The following is a 22,774-nucleotide window of genomic DNA, read 5'->3' as shown; positions in this document are numbered from 1 at the left end:
GCTAGGCCCCCTTCATTGCCGTGGCGGCCGGTTCCAATTCCGGCTCGTGGAATTTCGCGTCGACCGGTTTCACCAGCGTGGAGGCAACGAAACCGATGACCAGCAGTGCGACCATGGTCAGCAGCACCGGCGTGTAGTTCGCGGCGGACATCGTGCCCGGCTTGCCCTGCGCGTCCAGCAGTCCGTTGACGATCAACGGGCCGGCGATTCCCGCGGCGGACCAGGCGGTGAGCAACCGGCCATGGATCGCTCCGACCTGGAACGTGCCGAAGAGGTCCTTCAGGTAGGCGGGTGCCGTGGCGAAGCCGCCACCGTAGAAGCTGATGATCAGTACGGCCATCGCGACGAAGAGCAGCATCGAGCCGCCGCCGAAGAAGGCGAGCACCACATAGAACACCGCGCCGGCGCCCAGGTAGAGCATGTAGATGCGCTTGCGCCCGATGACGTCCGAGGCGCTGGACCAGGCGAAGCGCCCGGCCATGTTGCCGATGGAGAGCAGGCCCACGAAACCGGCAGCGACGGCGGCACTGACCGTGGAGACGCCGTTCTCGGCGCGGAAGAAGTCCTGGATCATCGGCGAGGCCTGCTCCAGGATGCCGATGCCTGCGGTCACGTTCAAGAACAGCACGGTCCAAAGCAGCCAGAACTGGCGGGTCTTGATCGCGTTTGCCGCAGACACGTGGCTGCGGGTGACCATGGCCGTGGACCTGATGCGGGTGTCGTCCCAGCCGCGGGGCTTCCATCCCGGGGCCGGGACACGGATGTTAGCAACGCCGTAGAGCATGACGAGGAAGTAGATGATGCCCAGCGTGAGGAACAGCTTGCCCACCGCGTCACCGGAGGCGATCCAATTGGCTCCGTCCACGGCCGGGTCGAAGCCGTCGAAGGTCTTAAGCAGTGCCGTGGACAGCGGGGAGGCTATGAGTGCACCGCCGCCAAAGCCCATGATCGCCATGCCGGTGGCCATGCCCGGACGGTCAGGGAACCATTTCATCAGCGTGGAAACCGGTGAAATGTAACCGATGCCCAGCCCGATGCCGCCGATGAAGCCGTAGCCCAGGTAAACCAGCCACAGCTGGCCGGTGAAGATGCCAGCGGCACCGACCAGGAACCCGGAGCCCCAGAAGCAGGCGGCGACGAACATCGACTTGCGCGGGCCGCTGCGTTCGACCCAGGTGCCCATGAAGGCGGCCGAGAGGCCGAGCATCACGATGGCAATGGAGAAAATGACACCGATCGCCGTCTGCGAGACATCGAAGTGTCCGATGAGCGCCGATTTGTACACGCTGGTTGCGTAGGCCTGGCCGATGCACAGGTGTACGGCGAGGGCAGCTGGCGGGATCAGCCAGCGGTTGAATCCCGGGGGTGCCAGGGAACGGGAACGGTCAAGCCAATTCATAGGCTTCTCCTCTTTGATCTGCGACATTGCGGTTCATGCCGGGCCAAGGGCGCGGCAGTGGAGCGGTTTTCCGGTCCATCGAGCCAGTGTGCCACGCCATGCTTCGGCACGGGGCCGCGACGCGCTTACTACATGGCAAAGTTTGAAATAGACGCTTCATGCAGTGGCGGGGCAACCCCCCGGTTAAACGCCACCGGCCGGCAGGAGCCCGGGATGCGGGGTCCCGCCGGCCGGCGGTGGTGAAGCGGGGGCGTGCACGCTAGGCGAGCAGCGTCTTCTTCAGCGTCTGGATGCGTCCAAGCAGCCCGTTGACGAATTCCGGGGAATCATCGGTGGACAGCTCGCGAACCAAGGCAACGGCCTCGGATACGGCGACGCCATCGGGCACATCGTCGTTGTACAACACTTCCCAGGCGCCGATGCGCAGGGCGGTGCGGTCAACGGTCGGCATGCGCTCCAGGGTCCAGCCCTTGGAATACTGCTCCAGGATCTCGTCGATCCGCTCCAGCTGCGACATGACGCCCTCGATCAACGTGACGGTGTACTCGTTGATGGTGATGTCGGTGGCCTCGCGGCGCAACCGCATGGCCTCCAACGGCGAAACATCGCGTTGTTCGGCTTCAAAAAGGATGTCAAGCGCCCTGCGACGGGCCTTGGCGCGTGCGCTCACTAGGAGACACGTCCGAGGTACTCGCCGGTGCGGGTGTCGACCTTCACCTTGGTGTTCTGGTTGACGAACAGCGGAACCTGGATTTCCTTGCCGGTCTCCAGCGTGGCCGGCTTGGTGCCGGCCGATGAGCGGTCGCCCTGCAGGCCCGGCTCGGTGTAAGTGATTTCCAGGGTCACGGACGAGGGCAGCTCCACGTACAGCGGCGAGCCTTCGTGCATGGCGATGGTGACGTTCTGGTTCTCCAGCATGTAGCCGGCAGTGTCGGCAACGATGGTTTCCGAAACGTGGATCTGGTCGTAGTCGCTCAGGTCCATGAAGACGTAGTCGGTACCGTCCTGGTACAGGTACTGGTAGTCGCGGCGGTCAACGGTGGCGGTCTCGATCTTCGCGCCGGCGTTGTAGGTGCGGTCCAAGACGCGGCCGGTCATGACGTTGCGCATCTTGGTGCGGACAAAGGCGCCGCCCTTGCCCGGCTTCACATGCTGGAAGTCAACGATGGTCCACAGCTGGCCCTCGATCTTGAGGACCTGTCCGTTTTTAATGTCGGTGGTTGATGCCACGATCTACTCTTCCTGTATTTGCCCGGGGTCGGCATCCCCGCGGACGGGAATGCTGGTGCCGTGAGCGGCCAGGAGGCCTCGGGCATGATTGTCAAAAAAACCAAGCTCAAGCTTATCGCACTAATCGGGCCGTGCCTCCACAGTGTGGCCAAAAACGCATGCCCGCGGCACGGGGCATCGCAGGGCATGCGCATCGACGCCGGTCACCGGGCCACCAGCGCCCGGCTGGTGGCCCGGTGGGCTCAGGCCCCGGGCAGGCGCGCGTCGGCGGCCGCGAGCGAGCTCCGGCTGGAGGCGATCAGGAATTCCGGCGCTCCCGCCGCCTCGCGCAGCTCGAGCGCCAGGGTGAAACGGGTGTGGGCCGCATGGAAGTCTCCGGTGCCGAAGTAGGCCAGGCCCAGGTGATGCTGGAGCACCGCCTCCTCGGGGGTGCCAGCGTATTCGGTCAGCAGCGTGCGCAACCGGTTGATCGCGCGCTGTGGATCGCCGGCGGCGCGGGTGACGTCGGCATCGAGCACCCGCATGCGGAAATTGCGTGGTTCGTGCAGCCGGGTCTCGGCAACCAGCTCGCTTGCCGCCAGCACGTCGCCGCGCGCCAGCAACACCACTGTGCGGTCCCCCGCGCTGCCGGTGGCCAGTGTCCGCGCGGCAAGCTGCTCGTCGACGATGACCGGCAGCAGGCTCCGCCCGTCGATGCGCACCCCTGGGATGCCGGTGTCGATGCCCCGGACCCCGCTCATTACTCGGCGATTTCCTGGTAGGCAGCGAACAGCAACGAGGTGTCCGGCACCTCGAGCATGCCCGGGCGCCCGATGCCATCGAGCACGACGAAACGCAGCAGGTCGCCCCGGGACTTCTTATCCCTGCGCATGCCGTCCAGCAGCGCGCTCCAGCGGTCGGCGCGGTAGCTGGTGGGCAGTCCGAGCGAGGTCAGGATGCTCAGGTGGCGGTCGAAGTCGGCATCCGAGAGCCGGCCGACGGAGCGCGAAAGCTCGGCGGCGAACATCATCCCGATGGAGACCGCCGCTCCGTGGCGCATGTTGTAGCGCTCGGCCAGTTCGATCGAGTGGCCCAGCGTGTGGCCGTAGTTCAGGAACTCCCGGCGGCCCGATTCCTTCAGGTCCTCCGAGACGACCTCGGCCTTGACCCTGATGGTGCGTTCGATGATCTCACGCAACCGGGCAGTGCCGGCGGTGGTCGCCTCTTCGGGGTTTTCCTCAATCAGGTCCAGGATCACCGGGTCGGCGATGAAGCCGCACTTGACGGCCTCTGCCAGGCCCGTCACCAGTTCGTTCTTCGGCAGCGTGGCCAGCGTGTCGAGGTCCACCAGAACGCCCGCGGGCGGATGGAAGACCCCGACCAGGTTCTTGCCCTCGGCCGTGTTGATCCCGGTTTTGCCGCCCACGGCCGCATCGACCATGGCCAGCAGGCTGGTCGGGATGTGAATGACCTTGACCCCGCGCAGCCAGGTCGCCGCAACGAAGCCGGCCAGGTCGGTCACGGCACCGCCACCGACCGACACGATGGCATCGGAGCGGGTGAAGTCGTTCTTCCCAAGCACCTCCCAGCAGAAGGAAGCCACGCGAATGTGCTTGCCCTCTTCGGCGTCGGGGATCTCGGCGGTCAGCGTGGTGTAGCCGGAGGTCTCCAGGTCCGCCTTGACGGTGTCGCCGGTGGTGCGCAAGGCGCGCGGGTGGATGATCAGCACCTTGCGCACGCGTTCGCCGAGCAATTCGGGCAGTCGGCGCAGCAGCCGGTTGCCGACCACCACGTCATAGTTTTCCGAGGGCGCCGATCCGGTGACGGAAATCGTTGTGGCCTGGGGATTCATCTGCGGGTCCTCCGTGAACTTGCGTTTGCTTGGGTCATGCTCTGGTGGTGCGTGCTGAGGCTGCGGTGCGTGGTGTCAGGCTAGGGGTTTCCGGGGACCGGAAGCTCGCCGGTGGGCTTCGGCAATTTCGGCTGCCACGCGCTTGGGACGCCCGGAACGGGCATCGACGCACAGGGTGGCAGCTTCCACGTAGAAGTCCTGGCGCGCGGCGAAGATGGTGGCCCAGCGGTCAAGCGGGTCCCCGTCCAGCAGTGGGCGGTGACGGGCATTTTCGATGCGCGGGCGCACGGTGGCCAGATCGGTTTCCAGGTACACGGTGTATTCGCCGCGCAGGATTTCCCGATTCGCTTCGCAGAGCACGATGCCGCCCCCGGTGGCGACGACGGTGGTCCGATCCCGGGCCGCCTCGACGGCCCGGGCCAGCGCCCGCGATTCGTAGTCACGGAACAGGGACTCCCCGCCGGCTTCGAAAATGGCCGGGATCGATCCGTGCTCGGCCACGATGGCGTGGTCCGTGTCGATCAGGCCCGCTCCAAGCAGTGCCGCAAGTTCGCGCGCCACCACCGATTTGCCGCTGGCCATCGGGCCGATCAGGAAGATCCCCCAGGAGCTCATTACGGCTGGACCGAACCCAGGTTTTCCGGGATGGAGGCCAGGTAGGAGGCGATGTTGCGGCGGACCTCGGTGACCGAGTCCCCGCCGAACTTCTCGAGCATGGCCTGGGCCAGCACGAGGGCGACCATCGCCTCGGCGACGACGCCGGCAGCCGGGACGGCACAGACATCCGAACGCTGGTGGTGCGCGGTGGCTTCCTCGCCGGTGGCCGTGTCAATGGTGCGCAAGGCACGCGGGACGGTGGCGATCGGCTTCATCGCCGCGCGTACGCGCAGCACGTCGCCGATGCTCATCCCGCCCTCGATGCCGCCGGCGCGGTTGCCGGAGCGCTCGATCAGGCCGTCCTGCCCGCGCACGATCTCATCGTGGGCGGCCGAACCTCGGCGTGAAGCGGTGAGGAAGCCGTCTCCGACCTCCACGCCCTTGATCGCCTGGATGCCCATCAACGCAGCGGCCAGGCGCGCGTCAAGGCGGCGGTCCCAATGCACATAGGAGCCCAGGCCCGGGGGCAGGTTGTAGGCCAGGACCTCGACGATGCCGCCGAGGGTCTCGCCCTCCTTGTGGGCGGCGTCGACCTCCACGATCATGGCATCGGAGGTGGTCTTGTCAAAGCAGCGCAGCGGGTCGTTATCCAGCGCCAGGACATCGGCCGGGGCGGGCAGCGGTGCGCCCTCCGGGCTGGAAACGGTGCCGACCGAGACGGTGTGCGAGACCAGTTGCACGCCGAGGTCAGCCAGGAAGCGCGACGCGACGGCGCCCAGTGCGACGCGGGCTGCGGTTTCCCGGGCGCTGGCGCGCTCCAGAACCGGACGGGCATCGCCGAAACCGTATTTCTGCATGCCGGTGAAGTCGGCATGCCCGGGGCGAGGACGGGTCAGCGGGGCGTTGCGGGCCATCGAGGCAAGGGCCTCGGGGTCCACCTCGTCGGCGCTCATGACCTTTTCCCACTTGGGCCACTCGGTGTTCCCGACCTCGATGGCCACCGGGCCGCCCTGGGTGAGTCCGTGTCGGACGCCGCCGGTGAAGGTCACCTGGTCCTTTTCGAACTTCATGCGCGCACCGCGCCCGTAGCCGAGACGGCGTCGGGCCAGTGCATCACGCACGTCCTGGGAGGAGACGGCGATACCCGCCGGGAGCCCCTCGATGATTCCTACCAATGCGGGGCCGTGTGATTCGCCCGCCGTCAACCAACGCAACATGTCCACTATCCTGCCACGTGTGGGTGGGTGGGAGTGGTCCGAGGCAGGCCCACTGCGTCGCACATCACATCGGCGACATGGCCCCAGTCGGCCTCGGTGATGCCGGTGAAGAGCTTCACCTGCTCGATGGCCTGGTGCAAAAGCATCGATAATCCGTTGGCCACGGATCCTCCGGCGTCCTGCCAGGCCCGCGCAATGGCGCTGGGCCAAGGATCGTAGGCCACATCGAGCAGCGCGGCTCCGGGCACGATGGCGCCGGGAGCCATGCCCAAGGCATCGACGAGGCCATCTGCGGCGTGCGGGGGAAGCGTCGAAATAATGGCGTCATATTCGCGCAGCCGCGTGGCGCCGGCGGCGGCATCGATGGCCTCGGCCTCCAATCCGAGCACTGCGGCAAGGGCCAGCGTATCGGCGGCACGGCCCGCCGAGCGCACGATGTAGTCCACCCGGGTGGCGCCCATCAACAGGAGTGCCTCGGTGGCCGCCGTTGCCGTGTTGCCGGCTCCGAGCACGGCGACGCGGTCCGCCCGGGCCAGCCCGGCGTCGGCAAGCGCACGTATTATGCCCTCCACGTCGGTATTTTCACCGCGCAGCACGGCAGGGGTTCCGGGCCCGCCTGGATGCGACACCACGATGGTGTTCAACGCGCCCAGTCGAGCCACTCGCTCGGAGACCGAGTCCACGTGCGCCACCAGGGCATCCTTCAGCGGCATCGTCACCGAGGCCCCGCGCCAGGCCTCGCCGGTGCGCAGCATGGCAGCCAGGGCCCGGGCGTCGGCCGCACCGCCCTCGATCGCCGAATACTCCAACGGGACACCGAGCGCCGCATAGGCGGCCCGGTGCAGCTGCGGGGAACGGGAATGGGCTATGGGCTGGCCGAAGACCGCCGCGCGGCCCTGCGCAGTCCCCCGACTCACTTGCACACGTCCGTGTTGGCTGCGCACCAGGTACGGAATTGGTTCTGGTAGACCTGGTGCTCGGCGTAGGTCTTGGCGAACTTCGTCTCTCCGGTGTTGGTGTTCACGGTGACCCAGTAGTAGAAGCCGTTCGGCTTCGGGTTTACCGCGGCGGCGATCGCCGAGTTGCCCGGCGAGCCGATCGGCGTCGGGGGCAGTCCCTTGTGCACGTAGCTGTTGAACGGGTTGGAGGCGTCGGCCTTCTCCTTCGCCGTCATCTGCAACGTGTAGCGGCCCAGCCCGTAGATCACCGTCGAGTCGACCTGCAGCAGGCCGTTCGTTTCGACGTTGTTGGGGTGCAGGCGGTTCTCCAACGCACCGGCGACGATAGCGTACTCGTCCGGGCGGGCCTCGGCCTGCAGGATCGAGGCGATCTTCAGCACCCGGTACTGCTCATCAGGGTCGGTGATGCCCTCGGACTTGAGTTCCTTCTTCGTTGCGTCGACCATCAACGCCAACACGGTCTTGGCATCGGCCTCCAGCGGGAAGCGGTATTCCCCCGGGTGCAGGAAGCCCTCGAGGTTCGTCAAATTGGCGGGCAGGCCGAAAGCTGCCGGGTCGGTGGAGAGCTTCTCCAGTTCCGGAAGCGTGATGCCGGTCGCCGAATTTATCTCCTTCAGGACACTTCCGATGCGGGTGTTCTGCTTGATGGCAACGTATCCGACCTTCTCGTTGCCCTGCGTCACCAGGATCGTCGCGGCAGCGACGGCGGGCATTTCCTCACGCAGTTCGTACTTGCCCGGGTGGATGGTCTTGGAGTCGGCATCCACCAGGTTCAGCGCTTCCACGAAGAGCTTCTTGGACGCGACAATGTGCTGGTCCTGCAGCGAGGCGCCGATTTGCAGCGGGCCCCAGCCCTGTTTGACCTCGAAGGCGATGGGCGCGCCACCGGGGCCCTCGAAGTCCTGTGGGTTGAGCCGGTCGATGACCGACTGCAGGAACAGCACCGCTACCAGCACCAAGACGATGAAGCCGCCCAGCACACCGAGCATGATGACGTTGCGGCGGGTCCGGCGCTTCTTGCGCGCGACGGCGGCCGTCCCCGGATCGCCGGGCAGGAAGACGTTTTCGCGTTCCCCCTCCACGAAGTCCAGCGCCGGGTGGCTGGCGTAGTCATCCGCTTCCCAATCCTGCGTGTCGTAGTGCTCGTGCTGCGGCTCGATATCCTCATCCGCGAGGTCGCCGTCGACTGCCTGCGTCCACGGCCCGCCGATTTCGGCATCGGCGGTCTCCGTCTCCGGCGGCTCAAGCTGGCGGGGCTCCTCGAGCCAGGGGTCCGCCTCGTCGTGCTCTTCGTGCTCCGGAACGGGGGGCACGACGGACGGCGTGGCAACGGGGGGTGCAGGGGTAGGAGTCTGCTCGGGGGCATCGAACGGCTGCCGGGAGTCCGCAGGTTCGGTGTTAAGTGGATCGGACGGGCTGTGCGCGTAGGCGTACTGGCGCTGACGCTGTGCGGCCAGGGTCCGGCGGATGCGTTCCGTCGCTTCGCTTTGCGCCGATGCCGCCTCATCGCGGGCGCGTTGCGCCGCGGCTGCTGCAATGGACTTCTTTTCGGCTGCCTGGCGGGCACGCAGGGCCTCGTATTCGCGGCGACCACGTTCTTCCGCCTCGGCGCGCCTTGTCTCGGCTTCGGCACGGTTTCGCGCCCGCTCCTCGCGTGCCTGCATCGCCTCGTATTCGCGACGGCCCTTTTCCTCGGCCTCGGCAGCCGCCTTGCGCCGGGTCTCGGCGACGGCTGACGACCTCGCCTTGGCTTGTTCGGCCGCCGCGGCCTTGGCCTGCATCGCCTCGTATTCCCGGCGGCCCTTTTCCTCTGCGGCCAGGCGGCGGGCGGCGGCTTGCTCGATGGCGACCTTGGCTTCGGCCTGTTTGCGCACTCCCTCAGCGGCGCGTTCGGTCGCCGCCGTCAGGAGTGCCGCTTCAGCGGCTCGCAGGGTGGATGTCGCGGGAATCGCGTCTTCATCGGATGCCGGCTGGTTCCCCGGGATGTGAGTCCCCCAGCCATCGGACTCGGCGCGGGCCCGCGCCGCGCGCGCTGCACGCCTCGGCGAGTAGGACTGCTCCGCCTCCGGCGAGTTGTTCGTCGGATCGTTGCTCATGTGGGAGTCTCCCCTACCCTCGGGCGGCACGGCGACAGCGGCGAGATCTGGGGCTCGCCGCTCCGCCGGCTGGATGGCAGTGCCGCAAACGGACGTGGCGATACGAGGGGCGCGCGCTTATCCGGCGCGTCCATCCGGCTCTGGTCCTTAGCTGGCACTGGTGAATGTCCTTTTGTCGTGATCCGTGGCTGTGCGGACCGGCGCTAGGCCGGGTCCCCCACGTTCCTCTGTAGCGATTTCTGCATGTCAAGGGCTTGTTGAAGAATATCCGCTGCAGCAACCTGGTCAACCACCTGACGGTGTTTTCTTCCGGCGAGTCCTGCTTCATGCAACGATCGGTGGGCCGAAACCGTGGTCAGGCGTTCGTCGATCAGCCGCACGTCAACCGGGTTTCCGGCCGCTCCCAAGGCAGCAACCAATAATTCAGTGTACTCGCGTGCCATCGAAGTGGATGCGGTGTCTCGTCCGGACAGGGCCCGGGGCAGGCCCAGGAAAATCTGGACTGCACCGAGCTCTGATGCCAGTTTGACCAGCACGTTTATGTCGCTGTTCTTTTTTTCATCGCGCTTGAGCGTGCGTAATGGCGTCGCCAGGATGCCTTCCGGATCACACATCGCGACGCCGACGCGGGCCAGCCCCACGTCGACGCCGAGCTTGACGCCGTACGGGACGGCGTCGGCCGATGCTATGACAGCTCCGAGATGGTGCGGATGATGCCGGCCAACGCGTCGGGGATCTTCGCCGCATCGGTGCCGCCACCCTGGGCGAGGTCGTCTTTGCCACCGCCACCGCCACCGAGGATGCCGGCCGCGGTGCGCACCAGGGCGCCGGCCTTCACCCCCGCGGCGCGGGCAGCTTCGTTGGTCGCCACCAGGACCAGCGGTCGGTCGTTGACGACCCCGGCCAGTGCCACTGCCACCGGATCGGAACCCAGGCGCGAGCGTAGGTCCATGGCCAGGGCGCGCAGATCGTCCGCCGAACCCAGGGTTCCCGCCTCGTGGGCGAGTACGCGGATGCCGGAGATCTCGACGGCCTTGGCCGTGAGCGTCGCGGCCTCCGCTGCGAGCTGTTCGCGGCGCATGCGCTCGATTTCCTTCTCCGCGGCCTTCAGCCGGGCGACGGTATCGCTGATGCGCTCGGTGAGCAGGTTCGACGGGACGCGGAACATCGAGGAGAGCTCGTTGACCAGCGCGCGCTCGGCGGCTCCGTGGCGGAAGGCCTCCATGCCGACCAGCGCCTCGACACGGCGGTTGCCCGAGCCGACAGACGCCTCGCCCAGCAGGGTGAGCTGTCCGATCTGTGCCGTGGAGCTGACATGGGTTCCGCCACAGAGTTCACGGGACCAGGACCCGTCGATTTCCACCACGCGCACCGTGTTGCCGTACTTCTCACCGAACAGGCTCATGGCACCGAGGGTCTTCGCCTCGGCTAGCGGCATGACCGTGGTGTCGACGGTGAAGTTGTTACGGATGGCGATGTTGACGGCCTCCTCGACCTCCGCACGGGCGGCCGCGGAAAGAGCCTCGGTCCAGCTGAAGTCAAAGCGCAGGTAACCGGCCTTGTTGAAGGAACCGGACTGCAGCGCCTCCGGGCCGAGGATCTCGTGCAGGGCCGCGTGGACCAGGTGGGTGGCGGAGTGCGCCTGTTCGCCGGAAGCGCGGCGCACGCGGTCGACCTCGGCAAGTACGGAGGCATCCGCGGGCAGTTCCCCCTCGCGCACGATGGCCTTGTGCACGCTCAGGCCCTTGATCGGGGACTGCACATCGAGCACCTCGACGACGAAGCCGTCACCGGTGATGAGTCCGACGTCGGCCGCCTGGCCGCCAGCCTCGGCGTAGAACGGTGTGGCATCTAGCACGAGCTCGATTTCCTGGCCCTGCTCGGCGAACGGCACCAACACGCCGTTGGACACGATGCCGCGGACCGAGGACTCGGTGCTCAGCTCGTCGTAGCCGGTGAAGACCACGTCGCCGGTGGAGTGCAGCCCGGAGAACACGCTCAGGTCGGCGTGGCCGGCCTTCTTGGACTTGGCGTCCTTCTGGGCACGTTCGCGCTGTTCGGTCATGAGCGTGCGGAACTTCTTCTCGTCCACCGCCAGACCGGCCTCGCCAGCCATTTCCAGGGTCAGGTCGATCGGGAAGCCGTAGGTATCGTGCAAGGCGAAGGCCTCTTCACCGGACAGCGGGGTACCAGCGGACTTGGAGGCGGTGACAGCCTCGTCCAGGCGGGCGGTGCCGGAGGCGATGGTGCGAAGGAAGGCGCGTTCCTCGGCGTAGGCGATACGCGAGATGCGGGCGAAGTCGGACTCCACCACCGGGTAGACGCCCTTCATCGCGTCGCGCGAGGCCGGCAGCAGATCTGGCAGCACGGCCGTTTCCACGCCGAGCAGGCGCATGGCGCGCACCGCACGGCGGATCAGCCGGCGCAGCACGTAGCCGCGGCCCTCGTTGGACGGCGAGACGCCATCGGAGATCAGCATGAGCGAGGAGCGGATGTGGTCAGCGACGACGCGCATGCGCACATCGTTGGTGTGGTTCGGATCGGCCGGATCCTCGGTGGAGGTGTAGGTCTTGCCGGAAATCTCGGCGGCCTTGTCCAGCACGGGACGGACCTGGTCCGTCTCGTACATGTTCTCGACGCCCTGCAGGATCATGGCCAGGCGTTCCAGGCCCAGGCCCGTATCGATGTTCTTCTTGGGCAGTTCACCCAGGATCTCGAAGTTGTCCTTGCCGGTGCCCTCGCCACGCTGGTACTGCATGAAGACCAGGTTCCAGATCTCGATGTAGCGGGTGTCGTCGGCTGCCGGGCCGCCCTCGATGCCGTACTCGGGGCCGCGGTCGTAGAAGATCTCGGAGCAGGGTCCGGCGGGGCCCGGCTGGCCGGTGGACCAGTAATTGTCCGCCTTGCCCATCTTCTGGATGCGATCGGCGGGAATGCCGACCTTGTCGCGCCAGATCTCCAGTGCCTCGGTGTCTTCGTGGTAGACCGTGATCCACAGCTTTTCGGCGGGCAGGCCAAAGCCGCCGTCTGCGACCGGAGTGGTCAGCAGCTCCCACGCGTAGGAGATGGCGCCTTCCTTGAAGTAATCGCCGAAGGAGAAGTTGCCGCACATCTGGAAGAAGGTGCCGTGGCGAACCGTCTTGCCGACCTCATCGATGTCGCCGGTGCGGATGCACTTCTGTACCGAGGTCGCCCGGGCGTAGGGAGCTTTCTCGAGGGCGGTGAAGTACGGGATGAACGGGACCATTCCGGCCACGGTGAACAGCAGGGACGGGTCGCTGGAGACCAGCGAAGCGCTGGGCACGGCGGTGTGGCCCTTGGCCTCGAAGTATTCAACCCAGCGGCTGGCAATTTCCTGCGATTTCATCGTGATTCCTTCGTGCAATGCGGGTGTGGCTTGGGGCAGGGGAAATCCGGCGCGCTTCGGCACCGGCCCCGGGGTGTGGCTAGTGGCGGGGCGCGTGTGCCCCGGGGGCGTCGGCAACGCCCAGTGCGGTCTTGAGCTCGGTCTCCCGCTCGTTCATTCCCGCACGGAACGCATCAGCGACATCGTGCAGGGAATCGGCGAAACGCCCGACGGCACGGTTAAGCCCGTCGGGGCCCACCATGTCCTTGGCGGCGGCCAGGCGGCGGGCGGCAAGGACTCCGATGCCGATGCCGATGCTGACCCAAAAGATCTTTTTCATGCGTGTGTTTCCTTCGCGTTAGCGGCTGCGGCGGCCCTTGCCCGATGAGGTGGCGGCAAGCGCGGCGCGGACGCCATGGCTGAATGCGGCTGCCTTGATCAGCGGGCGTCCGATGGTGGCTGCCACCAAGGAGGAAAGCGCGGTGATGTTGGCCGAGGCGTCCGAGACGTTGGTGGTGATGGTGTCGACCTTGAGTAGTTGCCCGTTCGTGGTGGCCACCGTCGTGGTCACTTCTTCGAGCAGCGGCGTGGTTCCCTCGGAGACTTCACGCACCGCGTGGCGCAATTCGTCGAACACCCGGCCGAGTTTCCAGATGGGGATGGCCAACAGGGCCACCAGCACGGCGAAGACCCCGGCCGCAATCAGTCCCGCGATATCGGACCCTGTCATGTGTTCTGCTCCTTGAGTGCGCTGTCATGTCCGCAACAACCTTATCGAATCATTCCGGATAACACTGAGCCCGCGGCCGGGGCCGCGGGCTCAGTGTTTACGCAATGCGTATTCTGTGGGTCAGGAACCCGCGGAATTTAGCGTGCGTAGTATTCGACGACGAGGTTCTCTTCGCAGGTTACGGGAACCTCGGAGCGCTTCGGGCGGCGAACCAGCTTGGCCTGGAGGGCTTCAAGCTTGACGTCCAGGTAGGCCGGAACCGTCGGGAGCACGTCGCGGTGGGCGCCGGCTGCAGCGATCTGGAACGGGCCCATCTTTTCGCTACGCTCGTGAACGTGGATCAGCTGACCCTCGGACACGCGGAACGAGGGCCGGTCCACGCGCTGGCCGTTGACCAGGATGTGGCGGTGCACAACCAGCTGGCGAGCCTGGGCGATGGTGCGGGCGAAGCCTGCACGCAGAACCAGGGCGTCCAGACGCATTTCCAGGAGCTCGACCAGGTTTTCACCGGTCTGGCCCTTGGTGCGCTTGGCTTCTTCGAAGGCACGGGTCATCTGTGCTTCACGGATGCCGTACTGGGCGCGCAGACGCTGCTTTTCGCGCAGACGCACTGCGTAGTCGCTGTCCTGCTTCTTGCGGGCACGGCCGTGCTGGCCCGGGCCGTACGGACGACGCTCCATGTACTTTTCAGCCTTAGGAGTCAGAGCAATGCCGAGGGCTCGCGAGAGACGAACCTTGCGGCGGGCACGAGTGTTGTTAGCCACGAGTGTCCTTATCTGTTTAGAGCGGCTGTAGTCGCACTGGCCTCCATGATGGAGAGTTGAGGGAAGCCGCTTCCCGTTTCACTTCAACCGTTCCAACCCATGTCCACACACCCGCAAGCGGGTGACGTGCATGGAGGACGGCTTGCCAGCCAAGGTTCAATCCTAGCACCGCGCCGTGTCGCGTGGAGGCGAACCCCCGGTGACGGATCCCACAGCAGGGTCCTGCCCCTACTCCGGGAGGGGAAGATGCGCGCTGGTCAGTGGCGGTGCGGCAGCGGAACAAGCCGGGTTCCACCGGGTTCGCCGACGCTTGCCGGAGCGTCAGCGGCCACGGATGATGCCGCGGATCCGCTCGATCCGCTCGGAAATTGAACGTTCGACGCCGTTTGCCGTCGGGCGGTAGTAGTCCTTGCCGAGCAGGTCGTCCGGTGCGTACTGCTGCTTGGCAATTGAATGCGGGGCATCGTGGGAGTAGATGTAGCCCTTCCCGTGGCCCAGTGCGCCGGCGCCGGGGTAGTGGGCATCGCGTAGATGGTCCGGCACGCTGGATCCGTGGCCCGCCCTGACATCGGCCAACGCCTGATTAATGGCATTGTAGGCGGCATTTGACTTCGGTGCCGTCGCCAGATGGACCACCGCGTGGCCCAGGATGATCCGGGCCTCGGGCATGCCGATGAGAGCGACGGCTTGGGCGGCGGCAACGGCGACAGGAAGCGCGGAGGGGTCCGCCATGCCGATGTCCTCGGAAGCGCTGATCATAATGCGGCGGGCGATGAAGCGCGGGTCCTCCCCCGCTTCAAGCATCCGGGCGAGGTAGTGCAGGGCTGCATCCACGTCCGAACCGCGCACCGACTTGATGAACGCGCTGATGATGTCGTAGTGCTGGTCCCCGGCGCGGTCATAGCGCTGCACAGCGGCGTCCATGGCGCGTTCGGCGTGGTCGGCTGTCAGGCGCAGGACCACGGGAGTCGGGCCGGCTGGACCCAGGCCGTCAGCATCGGCTTCCCCGTCAGCGCCGCCGGTTGCATCGGCACCGACATCGGCGCCTGTGCCCGCAGGCTCACCGGCAAGGTCCTCGCATTCAGCGAAGGCCACCCCGGCAGCGGCCTCAAGCGTGGTCAGCGCCCGGCGCGCGTCTCCCCCGGCCAGCCGGACCAGATGCTCCATGGCATCGTCATCGATCTGCAGTTCGCCACCGAATCCGCGGGCGTCGACCAAGGCACGTTCAAGCAGCATCTTGATGTCGTCATCCGCCAGCGGGCGCAGGGTCAGCATGATGGAGCGCGAAAGCAACGGGGAAACCACGGAGAACGAGGGGTTTTCGGTCGTTGCCGCAATGAGCACGACCCACCGGTTTTCGACACCGTTGAGCAGTGCGTCTTGCTGCGCCTTGTTGAAACGATGGATCTCGTCGAGGAAGAGGACGGTGGTGATACCGTTCAGGTCCCTGTCGGTCAGCGCCTGATCCATGACCCGGCGGACATCCTTCACGCCGGCAGTCAGGGCGCTGAGCTCAACGAAGTGATGCCCGGGTACTCGGGCAATCACGTGCGCGATGGTGGTCTTACCGGTGCCCGGAGGCCCCCAGAGGACGATGCTCGAGGGTCCAGACGGTCCGGAACCGCCCTGGTTGGCCAGCTGGCGCAGCGGCGAACCGGGTTTCAGCAGGTGTTGCTGGCCGACCAGTTCATCGATGCTGCGGGGCCGCATGCGCACGGCAAGCGGCGGACGCGGACGGATGGTTTCTTCGTCGCGATCATCGTCATCCAGCGCGCTGAGCAGGTCGTTCACCCACCCAGCCTAGACCAGTTACCGGCGTGCACCGGGACTCGACGGCACGGGCGCGCGCGGCTCATCAGCCCAGGCCCGCCGGCGGGGATCCTGAAGACCGGACCGTATTGGACGCATGGAGGTCCGGAGCGCGTCGGGCTACTTCATCCTCCGGATGCCAATAAATGTGGTTCTCCTGACGTGAATGTGGGTCCCGTTATCTCTGGTACGGGAGCCTGACTTCCACCGGTCCGCAGGCGAGCATGATCAACGCCAACGCGGCCTCGGGACTGTGGAATCCGTAGGAGCGGCGGGTCATGGTGCGGATCTTATTGTTCAGGCCCTCGTGCTTCCCATTGGACAGCCCGCGGGTCACCGCGGCATGGACCCCGTCGATGTGCCCGCGCAGGGTTGCCCCGGCCTTCATGAACGGCCCCAACCCGCTGGTGGTGGCCGCATCGCACCAGGACTGGATCATCGCCATCACCACCTCAGGTTCCAGGTCCCCGGCAAAGACCTCGCGCAGGGACTCCTTGAGCAGATATCCCTCCCAGAGTGTCCCGCCGTCCTCACGCAGCTGTTCCAAGGTTTCTTGTTGCGTGGGGGTGAGAGTTCCGGGGTTTTTCAGCAGGGCGTAGCGGTTGCCCTGATACTTCTTCGCAAACGCCTGATCCGGCAGGGACCGGGCACGCTGCCAGTGGGCCCGGCGTACGGTTTCCAGGGCCTTGGTGCCAAGCTGGACCACATGGAACGGGTCGATGCAGATGGCAGCGTTCGGTGCGTTGGCCTTCACCGACTTGATGAACGCGGCCCCCATGTCCATGCTCACCGCCTGAATGTTCGCGGTATTTTCGGGGCCGATCTCGGAGAAGAACTGATCCAACGTCGCGGCGTTCTTCCCGGCTGATCCCCAGAGGATGGTGGAGGTTTCATGGTCCGAAACCAGGGTGAGGTAGTTGTGGTGCTTACGCCAGGAGATTTCATCCACGCCCAGGTTCACCAGGTTCCCGAAGCGGGAGGCATCGAGCTGGTCCGCGACCACGCGTTCGCAGATCGCCCCCACGGTGCGCCAGGCAATCCGGGTGAAAGCGGAGACGCTGGACTTGTCCATACGGGTCACCAGCCAAGCGACCAGGTCCTCGAAGTCACGGGTGAACCGGGAGCCATGGCGAGCGAAGGGCACGGCCTGAACCACGACTCCGTGGGCGGGGCAGCGTAGGCGCCGGCGCAGCATCTTCAGGATCATTGGTGTTCCGGCGGTGTCCAGGTGCCGCCAAGAGGATGCGTTCCAGCGGGTGTCATAGCTGGCGGTGGTGCTGAAGGGGCAGTGCGGACAGGAAAGTTTCGTGCGGGCGGTGAGTTTGACGGTGGCGGTGACCGGTCCGTGGCCGGGGTAATCCACGGCGGTGACCGTGGCGCCGGTGAATGTGAAGACGCGGTTCAGTAGAGTGGAAGCTCGCATGGGTGACTCCGTGTAGGTCTGTTGGTGTGAGAACTTCCAAACCTACCGGGGTTGCCCATGCTTTTTCGTACCATGCTTTCCCCGACCCACATCTCAGTCAGGAGAACCATAAATGTTGGGTCGGAGCATCGCGGGCGGGTCCGCGGAGGCCAGCTGCGGCACCCCATTGCTCACAGCGGCCACTAGTGCACCGGTGTGCAGCAGGTGGTGGTCATGGTCGCAGACGGCCAGCGCGTTGGCCACGCTGGTCTCCCCTCCCCGTGACCAGGGTTTGACGTGGTGCAGTTGCAAGGTGTGCGCCGGCATGGTGCATCCTGGCCGGAAACAGCCACCACCCTCACGGGCCAATACCGCGTCCCGCTGGGCACGGGTGAAGTAGCGTGATTGACGCCCGATGTTCAGCACCTCGTTGTCGCCCCCGAACACGATGGGCAGGATTTTCGCGTGGCAGGCCAGTTGGCGGATACTTTCGGCATCAATGCTGACCCCGTGGTTGGTGGTGCCGCTGCGGTTGAGCTGGCCCAGCAGGGTTTGGAAGTCGATATGGACTACGATCTGGGCGTTCAGCGCAGCCCCGGTGGTTCCTGCGCGATGAAACGTGTTGGCGCATCCGGTGGCGAGGTACTGAAGGCGGCGCTGGGCACGGGTCAGTCCGAGTGCTTCATCATTCTGCGTGGTCACCGTCTCGTTGGTCGGGAAATCCCCCAGCGGACGCTGGTCCTCGGGCAGATCGGGATCGCAGGCCCACGCCGGGGCCCGGTCCGCACCGGGTTGCAACGGTACAGCGGCATCGTACGCAGGCTCGGTGTTCGTTCCGTTTCCCGCATCGTCCGGGGGAAAAAGTCGGGGCTGTTCCGCCGCTCCCCCATCACTGGATCGGAAAGCAGCGGCCTTGGTCGAACATTGATTATCTGCCGCATCGAAGAAGGTCTCCATCGCCTCGAATTGCAAGGGCGTGCACCGCAGCATCAATTCATGCAGGCCGCGGCGTACACCCAGATAGAAGATGCCTTGCCTAGAACGCAGTTCGGCGTCCGATGGCGGCGTGTCCCCGGCATCCAAATATTCTTCCCAGGCCCTGATGATCTTCTTTCCACCTTTTGCTTCCTGAGTCCGGGCGGCTTCGGCAAGAGAGGAATCCACGGCGTCAGTGAGGGCGGCGGCGGCGTGGCGTCCATAGATGGCCGGCTGCAGGGCCTCCAGCCGTTTGGCGTATTCTACGAGCTGGCCGACGTCGGCAGAACCGTCGCGCGCGGCCTCTGCCATCCGAGGATAACGGGCCGTAGCGGGTGTATCGGACGCCGGAGCAGGGCGCGGAGTCAGCAGCCGGGCCCCGGTCAGCCGACGCGCGGTCTCTGCCCCGCCAATGTGCAGGCGTTCGCGGTAGTAGTCGGCCGTGTCTCGAAAAAGCGGCTTGCCCGGGATCTTTCCCGTCGCCAAGTCCGGCAGATCGACTGTACCGGCGAAAAAGGAGCGTGGTTCCGCAGTGATGGCCTCAACCGCCTTCACGGTCTCGGCGTCAAGCACCTTTACCCGGCTCGCGTCGGCTGTGGAGGCCGCCACCAGCTGTCCTCGAGCCACGAGCCGGGCGGCACGTTCCGTCAGCAGGACCGCCAGGGCCGCGCGTGGCGCATCAAGGTCCATCCCGGTGAGGGAATCGTAGACCCGTTCAAGGTCTATGCAGATCCCGGCCAAGGCGCGCAACAACGTGTCGACAGCGACCGGACGGCCGATGTCGTTTTTGGTGGGGACCGGGGTTTGGGGCATGGTTCAAGTCTGTGCTGCAGGGCGAAACACGCTATTCGAAACGCGTCGCGGTGTGGACAACTTAAGGATGAGCGGGGCGGGAGGCGCGGGAAAGTCGGCCGGTATTGTGATGGGGAGCAATTTTCAAATCGAGGCAAAGGGTTAGGTGCATGAAAGCGGTAGTACAGCGGGTCAGCCGGGCATCGGTGGAGGTAGAAGGGACTGTTGTCGGGAAGATTGAGGGCCCTGGCCTCATGGTGCTGCTCGGGGTGACCACCACCGATACGTCGGCAGAGGCATCGAAGTTGGCCGAGAAGATCTGGCGGCTGCGCATGATGGATGAGGAGAAGTCATGTGCCGACCTGAGCGCGCCGCTGCTGGTGATCAGCCAGTTCACGCTCTACGGCGATGTGCGCAAGGGTCGGCGGCCGGGCTGGACCGCAGCGGCTCCGCGCGAGGTCAGCGAACCGCTGTACCAGGAGTTCATGGAGCAGCTGAGGGTGCGCGGGGCACACGTGGAGTCTGGCGTTTTCGGGGCGACGATGGAGGTTTCGCTGGTGAATTCCGGACCGTTCACACTGGTTATCGACACCGACCAGTTGCCGGGAGCCTAGGGGTCGGGGCCGCCTTCAGGATCAGCTGCAGGCAGCCGCTCAACCAGGACCGCCTTCAAGGATCTTCGGGCTCACGGTCGTTCCGCCGTAGCAGAGCAGAACCGCCACCAGCCGAGGTGGCGAAGCCGGCCTCCACGGCAACGGTCGTGGCGCGCGTAACAGCGCCGGGCGTTGTCGAGCAGTGGTGCCTCGGGATTCAGTCACGCAGTACGGCGCCCTGGAAGAAGAACCATAATTCGCGTTGGGCCGCGAGATGTCCGCGACCGGTACCGGTCAGCGTGTAGACCTTGCGTCCCGGGGCCCCGCGCCCCTCCTCCCAGGTACTGTCAAGCAGGTTTGCCGCCTCGAGCTTGACCAGTGCCGGGTAGAGCGTGGCGCCCTTGATGGGCGTGAAGCCCCGCGATTCCAGAATCTGCGCCAGCGCGTACCCGTGGTTCGGGCCGGCTTCCAGCGCATCGAGAAGGCTCAGGGGAAGCAGGGCGCGCTGCCAAGAGCCCGGGAAATGCTTGTCGCTGCTCAGCATGCCCGCTCGCTCACGGGCTTCGGAGTAGGCCGGTGGGCCGGCATGGCCGTGCCGGAGTGTAAAACTGCCACCGGGTGCCGGAATTCGGAGGACATGTCGTGGCCTTTCCGTGGGGGTGAGTATGTTTGCCGGACGGACGCCGCCAAAATTCTGCACTAACTCAAAATTTTACCTAGGTAATAAATAATATCAGAGTTATCCACATTTTAGTCGCTGTCCACCGGAGGCATTCCACCCGGACGCCTTTGCGGCGCAGCAATGGGTCCGAATTCGCTCCGCCTGAGGGCATTCGGAATACCTCACCTCATGTAATTGTCGGCAACGCGGTGGGTGCAGGCCCGACCTCGCGCCGCTGCCGGATCAAGCCGCCACGCTCCACCCCCCGCTCCCCCGTCGGCGCAGACAGCTCGCGTCGGGGCATATGACAAAGGGGGCGCCCACCGCATGGTGGACGCCCCCCAGGTCTCCGGCGCTGCACGCCGGAGTGGACTACTTGGCTTCGGCCTCTGCCGATTCCTTCTTGTCCTTGTCGGACTTCTTGGCCTCGGGGCGGGCATCAACGCCTGCCTCCTTGCGCTGCTGCGCGGTGATCGGCGCCGGCGCGGCCGTCAGCGGGTCGAATCCACCGCCGGTCTTCGGGAACGCGATGACGTCGCGGATCGAATCGGATCCGGTCAGCAACTGCAGCACGCGGTCCCAGCCCAACGCGATGCCGCCATGCGGCGGGGCACCGAACTTGAAGCCCTCAAGCAGGAAGCCAAACTTCTCCTGCGCCGCTTCCTCGTCGATGCCCATCATCTTGAACACGCGCTGCTGCAGGTCCGCCTGGTGGATGCGGATCGAGCCGCCACCGATTTCGTTGCCGTTGCACACGATGTCGTAGGCGTAGGCAAGCGCCGATTCCGGGTCGGTGTCGAAGGTATCGACGAATTCGGGCTTCGGCGAGGTGAACGCATGGTGGACAGCGGTCCAGGCGCCGGTGCCCACGGCCACGTCGCCCGAGGCAACGGCAGCGGCAGCAGGCTCGAACATCGGTGCGTCAACGACCCACACGAAGGCCCAGTCGCCGTCCTTGATCAGGCCGGTGCGGTGGCCGATCTCGACGCGTGCGGCACCGAGCAGCGCGCGGGCTTCCGACTTAGAACCCGCGGCGAAGAAGATGCAGTCGCCGGGCTTCGCACCGGTTGCCTCGGCCAGGCCTGCGCGCTCGAGCTCGGTGAGGTTCTTGGCCACCGGGCCGGCGAGCTCGCCGTCCTCCTTGTACAGGACATAGGCCAGGCCCTTAGCCCCGCGCTGCTTGGCGAATTCCTGCCAGCCGTCAAGGGTGCGGCGGGGCTGGGTGGCGCCACCGGGCATGACTACGGCACCAACGTGCGCGGCCTTGAAGACCCCGAACCCGGTGTCCTTGAAGAACTCGGTCATGTCGGTCAGCTCGAGGCCGAAGCGCAGGTCCGGCTTGTCCGAACCGTACTTGGCCATGGCCTCGTGGTAGGTGATGCGGGCGATCGGGGTCGGGATCTCGACGTCGATCAGCTTCCACAGCTCCTTGACCAGTGCCTCGCCGAGCTCGATGATGTCATCCTGTTCGACGAACGACGCCTCGATGTCCAGCTGGGTGAATTCCGGCTGGCGGTCCGCACGGAAGTCCTCGTCGCGGTAGCAGCGGGCGATCTGGTAGTACTTTTCGAAGCCGCCGACCTGCAGCAACTGCTTGAACAGCTGCGGGGACTGCGGAAGCGCATACCAGGAACCCGGGGCCAGGCGGGCCGGCACCAGGAAGTCGCGGGCGCCCTCGGGTGTGGAGCGGGTCAGCGTCGGGGTTTCAATCTCGCAGTAGCCCTGCTCGTGCAGCAGGTTCCGGGCGATGCGGTTGGCCTCGGAGCGCAGCCGGATGTTGCGGTTCGGAGTCGGGCGGCGCAGGTCCAGGTAGCGGTGGCGCAGGCGCGCCTCCTCGCCGACCTCGACATGCTCGTCGATCTGGAACGGCAGCGGTGCGGCGGTGTTCAGCACAGTGACGATGTCGGCGATGACCTCGATCTCGCCGGTGCCCAGCGCCGGGTTCTCGTTGCCCTCGGGGCGTCGTTCGACCTTGCCGGTGATCTGCAGCACGAACTCGTTGCGCAGCGGGTGGAAGTCGGCCTCGTCGCGCACGACGACTTGGGCGAACCCGGAGGCATCGCGCAGGTCAAGGAAGGCGACACCGCCGTGGTCGCGGCGGCGTGCCACCCAACCGGTCAGGGTGACGGTTTCTCCGATGTGCTCGGCGCGGAGCGTGCCCAGCTGATGAGTGCGTAGCACTGCTGTCCTTTCGACAGGATGGCCTCGTCCGGGGCCGGAGGGCGCCGTGGGGCGCCGAATCCGCACCCCGGTGGGGCACTGAAGGATGGGTGAATGATCTGTTGTGAGTTTACCGCCCATACCCGGCGGGCCAGAAGCCGCCACCGCGCCTGTGTCCAGCGACACAGGCGCGGTGGCGGAAACCGACGGCGT

General features: G+C 66.0%; 20 protein-coding genes. 1 reads left to right on the top strand and 19 read right to left on the bottom strand.

Features of this window, described 5'->3' with window-relative positions:
• Position 1: 1 nt before the first annotated feature.
• The 17 genes from E9229_RS16315 to E9229_RS16235 form a co-directional block, all read right to left on the bottom strand.
• Positions 2 to 1,399, bottom strand: a complete 1,398-nt coding sequence (locus E9229_RS16315; RefSeq protein WP_183512695.1) for an OFA family MFS transporter — start codon at positions 1,397 to 1,399, stop codon at positions 2 to 4.
• 259 nt (positions 1,400 to 1,658) lie between these two features.
• The gene (nusB, locus tag E9229_RS16310; RefSeq protein ID WP_183512694.1) at positions 1,659 to 2,069 is read right to left on the bottom strand and encodes a transcription antitermination factor NusB; all 411 of its coding nucleotides are present in this window, start codon (positions 2,067 to 2,069) and stop codon (positions 1,659 to 1,661) included.
• Entirely contained in the window at positions 2,069 to 2,629 is a 561-nt protein-coding gene (gene efp / locus E9229_RS16305) for an elongation factor P (RefSeq protein WP_183512693.1), read from the bottom strand. Before efp ends, nusB begins: the two co-directional genes overlap by 1 nt.
• Positions 2,630 to 2,871: 242 nt before the next feature.
• Positions 2,872 to 3,369 carry a tetratricopeptide repeat protein gene (locus E9229_RS16300; protein WP_183512692.1) on the bottom strand — a complete coding sequence of 166 codons (498 nt, stop codon included), beginning with the start codon at positions 3,367 to 3,369 and terminating at the stop codon, positions 2,872 to 2,874.
• Positions 3,369 to 4,460 (bottom strand): 3-dehydroquinate synthase, encoded by a 1,092-nt coding sequence (gene aroB / locus E9229_RS16295; protein ID WP_183512690.1) that lies wholly within the window; start codon positions 4,458 to 4,460, stop codon positions 3,369 to 3,371. The genes E9229_RS16300 and aroB overlap by 1 nt, the downstream gene beginning before the upstream one ends.
• 75 nt (positions 4,461 to 4,535) lie before the next feature.
• A complete protein-coding gene (locus E9229_RS16290; protein ID WP_183512689.1) occupies positions 4,536 to 5,075 on the bottom strand; it encodes a shikimate kinase in 540 nt (179 codons plus the stop codon).
• The gene (aroC, locus tag E9229_RS16285; RefSeq protein WP_183512688.1) at positions 5,075 to 6,274 is read right to left on the bottom strand and encodes a chorismate synthase; all 1,200 of its coding nucleotides are present in this window, start codon (positions 6,272 to 6,274) and stop codon (positions 5,075 to 5,077) included. The genes E9229_RS16290 and aroC overlap by 1 nt, the downstream gene beginning before the upstream one ends.
• A 5-nt stretch (positions 6,275 to 6,279) precedes the next feature.
• Positions 6,280 to 7,191: a shikimate dehydrogenase family protein gene (locus E9229_RS16280; RefSeq protein ID WP_183512687.1), complete on the bottom strand. Its 912-nt coding sequence runs from the start codon at positions 7,189 to 7,191 to the stop codon at positions 6,280 to 6,282.
• On the bottom strand, positions 7,188 to 9,329 hold the full coding sequence (gene mltG / locus E9229_RS16275; RefSeq protein ID WP_183512685.1) for an endolytic transglycosylase MltG: 2,142 nt from the start codon (positions 9,327 to 9,329) through the stop codon (positions 7,188 to 7,190). Before mltG ends, E9229_RS16280 begins: the two co-directional genes overlap by 4 nt.
• 203 nt (positions 9,330 to 9,532) lie before the next feature.
• A complete protein-coding gene (gene ruvX / locus E9229_RS16270) occupies positions 9,533 to 10,018 on the bottom strand; it encodes a Holliday junction resolvase RuvX (RefSeq protein ID WP_183513118.1) in 486 nt (161 codons plus the stop codon).
• Positions 10,015 to 12,696: an alanine--tRNA ligase gene (alaS, locus tag E9229_RS16265; RefSeq protein WP_183512684.1), complete on the bottom strand. Its 2,682-nt coding sequence runs from the start codon at positions 12,694 to 12,696 to the stop codon at positions 10,015 to 10,017. The genes ruvX and alaS overlap by 4 nt, the downstream gene beginning before the upstream one ends.
• A 79-nt stretch (positions 12,697 to 12,775) precedes the next feature.
• Entirely contained in the window at positions 12,776 to 13,015 is a 240-nt protein-coding gene (locus tag E9229_RS16260; RefSeq protein WP_183512683.1) for a hypothetical protein, read from the bottom strand.
• A gap of 18 nt (positions 13,016 to 13,033) precedes the next feature.
• Positions 13,034 to 13,405, bottom strand: a complete 372-nt coding sequence (locus tag E9229_RS16255) for a DUF948 domain-containing protein (protein ID WP_183512682.1) — start codon at positions 13,403 to 13,405, stop codon at positions 13,034 to 13,036.
• Between the two features lie 137 nt (positions 13,406 to 13,542).
• Positions 13,543 to 14,169: a 30S ribosomal protein S4 gene (gene rpsD, locus E9229_RS16250; protein ID WP_183512680.1), complete on the bottom strand. Its 627-nt coding sequence runs from the start codon at positions 14,167 to 14,169 to the stop codon at positions 13,543 to 13,545.
• 321 nt (positions 14,170 to 14,490) lie between these two features.
• Positions 14,491 to 15,879 carry a replication-associated recombination protein A gene (locus E9229_RS16245; RefSeq protein ID WP_183513116.1) on the bottom strand — a complete coding sequence of 463 codons (1,389 nt, stop codon included), beginning with the start codon at positions 15,877 to 15,879 and terminating at the stop codon, positions 14,491 to 14,493.
• Positions 15,880 to 16,156: 277 nt separating this feature from the next.
• The gene (locus E9229_RS16240; protein ID WP_183510896.1) at positions 16,157 to 17,401 is read right to left on the bottom strand and encodes an ISL3 family transposase; all 1,245 of its coding nucleotides are present in this window, start codon (positions 17,399 to 17,401) and stop codon (positions 16,157 to 16,159) included.
• Positions 17,402 to 17,494: 93 nt separating this feature from the next.
• Positions 17,495 to 19,168, bottom strand: coding sequence for an HNH endonuclease signature motif containing protein (locus tag E9229_RS16235; RefSeq protein WP_183512678.1), 1,674 nt, complete (start codon positions 19,166 to 19,168; stop codon positions 17,495 to 17,497).
• 149 nt (positions 19,169 to 19,317) lie between these two features.
• Here E9229_RS16235 and dtd point away from each other — a divergent pair, with 149 nt between their 5' ends.
• Positions 19,318 to 19,761 (top strand): D-aminoacyl-tRNA deacylase, encoded by a 444-nt coding sequence (dtd, locus tag E9229_RS16230; RefSeq protein ID WP_183512677.1) that lies wholly within the window; start codon positions 19,318 to 19,320, stop codon positions 19,759 to 19,761.
• Between the two features lie 196 nt (positions 19,762 to 19,957).
• Here dtd and E9229_RS16225 read toward each other — a convergent pair whose 3' ends face one another.
• Both E9229_RS16225 and aspS read right to left on the bottom strand, forming a co-directional pair.
• The gene (locus E9229_RS16225) at positions 19,958 to 20,284 is read right to left on the bottom strand and encodes a PadR family transcriptional regulator (RefSeq protein ID WP_183512675.1); all 327 of its coding nucleotides are present in this window, start codon (positions 20,282 to 20,284) and stop codon (positions 19,958 to 19,960) included.
• Between the two features lie 489 nt (positions 20,285 to 20,773).
• Positions 20,774 to 22,582 carry an aspartate--tRNA ligase gene (gene aspS, locus E9229_RS16220; protein ID WP_183512673.1) on the bottom strand — a complete coding sequence of 603 codons (1,809 nt, stop codon included), beginning with the start codon at positions 22,580 to 22,582 and terminating at the stop codon, positions 20,774 to 20,776.
• Positions 22,583 to 22,774 lie beyond the last annotated feature (192 nt).

Origin of the sequence: Paeniglutamicibacter cryotolerans (assembly GCF_014190875.1) — a bacterium.
Classification (GTDB): domain Bacteria; phylum Actinomycetota; class Actinomycetes; order Actinomycetales; family Micrococcaceae; genus Paeniglutamicibacter; species Paeniglutamicibacter cryotolerans.
Note: the sequence above shows the minus strand (reverse complement) of the source record. Positions and strands in the feature narration are given on the sequence as shown.